This is a genomic window from Mycobacterium simiae, assembly GCF_008370645.1.
In the GTDB taxonomy this organism is placed as follows: domain Bacteria; phylum Actinomycetota; class Actinomycetes; order Mycobacteriales; family Mycobacteriaceae; genus Mycobacterium; species Mycobacterium simiae_A.
The window spans coordinates 1-3,803 of the sequence record NZ_VTZN01000292.1 but is presented as its reverse complement, the minus strand read 5'-3'; the positions used below and the strand labels follow the sequence as shown (position 1 = coordinate 3,803).

The window sequence follows — 3,803 nt, the reverse complement described above, 5'->3', positions numbered from 1 at the left end:
CCCGGCCCGCTCGATGTTGACGCCGTAGATGTCGGCGGCGCTGCGGCCGTCGACCTGGTCGGTGCGGATGCAGGCCGCTCGGTGCTCGGCGCCGACCTGGTTCAACTCGGGTTCGGCGGCGCGGCATTCGTCGATCACCAGGGGGCAGCGCGGCGCAAAAGGGCAACCGGGCTCCAGGCCGACCAGCGACGGGGGAGCACCGGGAATCGGCACCAAGCGGGTGCCCTGCACGGCGTCCAGCCTGGGGACAGATCCCAATAGCCCTATGGTGTAAGGCATCTGACGATCCCGGTAGAGGTCGCTCACCATGGCGGACTCGACCACCCGGCCGGCGTACATCACCAACGCCCGGTCGGCGAACTCGGCCACCACCCCCAGGTCGTGGGTGATGATCAGCACCCCGGCCCCGGTGACGTCGCGGGCGGTCTTGAGCACCTCGAGGATCTGCGCCTGCACGGTGACGTCGAGCGCGGTGGTGGGTTCGTCGCAGATCAACAGGTCAGGATCGTTAGCAATGGCGATCGCAATGACCACGCGTTGCCGTTCGCCGCCGGACAGCTCGTGTGGGAAGGCGCGGGCGCGTCGATCGGATTGTGAAATGCCCACCAGCTCAAGTAGTTCCACAGCACGTTGGCGGGCGGCCTTCGTGCTGACGCGCGGCTGGTGTACCTCGATGGCCTCGGCGATTTGATCGCCGACGGTGTAGACGGGAGTAAGGGCAGACATCGGATCCTGGAAGACCGTGCCGATCGCTTTGCCGCGGAACCGTGACATCGCGTCGTCGGCAAGTCCGAGTAGTTCGGTGCCCTGCAATCGCACTGAGCCCCGCACCTCGGCGTAGTCGGGCAACAAGCCCACAACCGCCATTGCGGCCGCGGATTTACCCGATCCGGATTCGCCGACCATCGCCACCACTTCGCCGGGATCGACGTGGTAGCTGATGCCGCGCACCGCGGTGACCGGCGCGCTGTCGGTCGGAAAGGTGACGCTTAGGTCGCTGACCTGCAGTAGGGGACTCATCGGTCACCGCGCCGCAGCGTGCTGCTGCCCGGGTCCAGGGCGTCGCGCAGCCCATCGCCGGTGCGGTTGGCGGCCACCAGAATCAGCACCAGGACCCCGGCCGGAAACAGGAAAACCCACGGGAAGGTGGTGGCGGACCGGGTGCCGTCGGCGATCAAGGTGCCCAGCGACACATCCGGTGGCTGGATGCCGAAACCCAGGAAGCTTAAACCGGTTTCGGCCAAGATCGCGGCTGCGACGTTGAGGGCTGCGTCGATAATCAGAATCGACGCCACGTTCGGAACCACATGGCTGGCGATGATCCGGCGACTGGAAACGCCCATATATCTTGCTGCGCGGATGAATTCGCGCTCGCGCAAGCTCATGGTCATGCCGCGAACCATGCGGGAGCTGACCATCCAGCCAAATCCGGCGAGTAGCAGAACCAGAAACGTGATGTTGGCCGAGTTCTTGGTCCGCGGGGTAACGATGGCGATCAGGATGAAGCTGGGCACCACCAGCAGCAGGTCGACCACCCACATCAACGCTCGGTCCCGCCAGCCGCCGAAGTATCCCGAGATCGCCCCGACGGTGGCCGCAATCCCGGTCGAGATCACGGCGACGAAGACGCCGATGAGCATCGACTTCTGCATGCCGCGCAACGTCTGCGCCAGCAGGTCTTGGCCCAGCGCATTGGTGCCCAGCCAATGACGGGTGCTCGGCGGCTGCAGCAACGCGTCGAAATCGAGGTCCTCGTAGGAGTAGGGCAGCAGGGCGGGCAGCGTGTAACAACCGACGAACAGCAGCACCAATACCGTCAGAGACGCGACCGCGGACCGGTTGCGCAGAAATCGGCGCAGCACCAAGGTGCGCCGCGAGGTGAAATCGGCCGTGGCAGCTTCGTCGAGAGCGGTCATCCCACCCGCACTCTCGGATCCAATGCCGCATAGATGACATCGGAGAGCAGACCGGCCAGCAAGACGACGGCGCCGGAGAACACCGTGATCGCGGCGACGATATTGGTGTCCTGCGTTGAGATGCCCCGCACCATCCACTCGCCCATTCCGTGCCAGCCGAAGATCTTTTCGACGAAGACCGCGCCGGTGACCAGTCCGGCCACCCCGTAGGCGAATAGCGTCGCCATCGGGATCAGCGCGGTCCGCAGCCCATGCTTGACCAGTGCTCGGCGGCGGGTGAGCCCCTTGGCTCGGGCGGTGCGAATGAAGTCCTGGCCCAGCACGTCGAGCATCGCGTTGCGCTGATAACGGCTGTAACCGGCGGCGGCGCCCAGCGCCAGGGTGAGCGACGGCAGCACCAAGTGCTTCAACCGGTCACCCAAGGCTGCCCAGGTCCCCGGCATCACCCCCGGTGAGGTTTCCCCGGTGTAGTCGAACAGCTGTAAGCCCACCACCCAGTTGACCCGCAGCGCGCTCAAAATCAGCAGGTTGGCTATCACGAATGTCGGTGTGCTCAAGATCAGCAACGCCAACATGGTGATGACGCGGTCACTGAGCCGGTACTGGCGGATAGCGCCCCACGCCCCGATCACCACGCCCAGTACCGTACCCACCACCGATCCGATGATCAGGAGCCGCAGGCTGGTGGCAACGCGGCGTCCCAGTTCGGTGGAGACGGGCTGGCCGGTGATTGTGACCCCGAAGTCGCCGCGGACGGCGTGGGAAACCCAGTGGATGTAGCGCAGCGGTATGGGCTTGTCCAAGCCCAGATCGTGGGCTTTGGCGTCGATCACCGCTTGCGGTGGGCGCGGGCTGCGCTGCATCAGGCTTTCCAGCGGCGAGAACGCCAGCGAGGTCAGACAGTAGGTCAAGAACGAGGCTAGCGCCAGTAGCACCAGGTAGTTGAGCAGCCGGCGCGCCAGGAAACGGGTCATGCCCGGCTACCGCGTCGCATTGGGACAGGGTAGCGAGCCCCAACCATCGATGTTGCGCACCTCCCATGTGACCTGCGTATTTCACGACTTCTGAAGTTTCGTTAAACGCCTCTCACTCAGACTTTCCGCTGATTGGGCTGGCCCGATAAGCCCACAGGGACGCATTGGAGGGGCATATGTCGTACGTGTTCGCGTTACCCGAGTTCGTCGACGCCGCAGCGACCGAGTTGGCGCAGATCGGGTCGACGCTCAGCGCCGCCAATACCGCCGCGGCCTTCCCGACGACGGCGATCGCCGCGGCGGGCGCCGATGAGGTATCGGCCGCGATCGCGTCGTTGTTCGGGTCGCACGCACGGCAGTACCAGGCGATGAGCGCGCAAATGGCGACATTCCATGATCAGTTCGTGCGTAACCTGCAGGCCGGCATGAGCGCGTATGCGAGCGCCGAGGCGAGCAATGTCGTGGCGGCGGCTCAGCAGCAAGTGCTCGATGCGGTCAACGGGCCCACCAAAGCATTGACCGGGCGCCCGCTGATCGGTGACGGCCCTAATGGCATAGCCCCCGGCCAGGACGGTGGCGACGGTGGGTGGTTGATCGGCAACGGCGGCGACGGTGCCGACGGGACAGCGCCGGGCCAGGCTGGTGGGCGAGGGGGCAACGCCGGGTTTATTGGCAGTGGCGGCAAGGGCGGTAGAGGCGCCGATTTCCGTGCGATCGACGGACTGCGGGGTGGGTTCGGTGGCCGCGGCGGCGACGCCTGGGGATTCGGCAACGGCGGTGCAGGTGGGCCGGGTGGAGCGCTCGCGGATGGCGGCCGCGGCGGTAGTGGCGGGTTTGCCGGGGCTGGTGGTGCCGGCGGCGGGTCTGCCGGTGCGACGTTCGCGGCTCCTGGAGGTCATGGAGGTGTCGCCGG

At 66.1% G+C, this 3,803-nt stretch carries 4 protein-coding genes; 1 reads left to right on the top strand and 3 read right to left on the bottom strand.

The features are described from left to right. The 3 genes from F0Q45_RS24905 to F0Q45_RS24895 all read right to left on the bottom strand — a co-directional run. Positions 1-1,020: ABC transporter ATP-binding protein (locus tag F0Q45_RS24905; RefSeq protein WP_149656429.1), on the bottom strand; the 1,020-nt coding region annotated here is incomplete at its 3' end. After that, positions 1,017-1,916, bottom strand: a complete 900-nt coding sequence (locus tag F0Q45_RS24900) for an ABC transporter permease (RefSeq protein WP_149656428.1) — start codon at positions 1,914-1,916, stop codon at positions 1,017-1,019. The genes F0Q45_RS24900 and F0Q45_RS24905, both read right to left, overlap by 4 nt. Further along, a complete protein-coding gene (locus F0Q45_RS24895) occupies positions 1,913-2,890 on the bottom strand; it encodes an ABC transporter permease (protein WP_149656427.1) in 978 nt (325 codons plus the stop codon). The genes F0Q45_RS24900 and F0Q45_RS24895 overlap by 4 nt, the downstream gene beginning before the upstream one ends. A gap of 176 nt (positions 2,891-3,066) precedes the next feature. On the opposite strand from F0Q45_RS24895, the gene F0Q45_RS24890 reads away from it, so the two are divergent. Beyond that, positions 3,067-3,803 (top strand): PE family protein (locus F0Q45_RS24890; protein ID WP_149656426.1); only part of this gene is annotated, 737 nt, incomplete at its 3' end.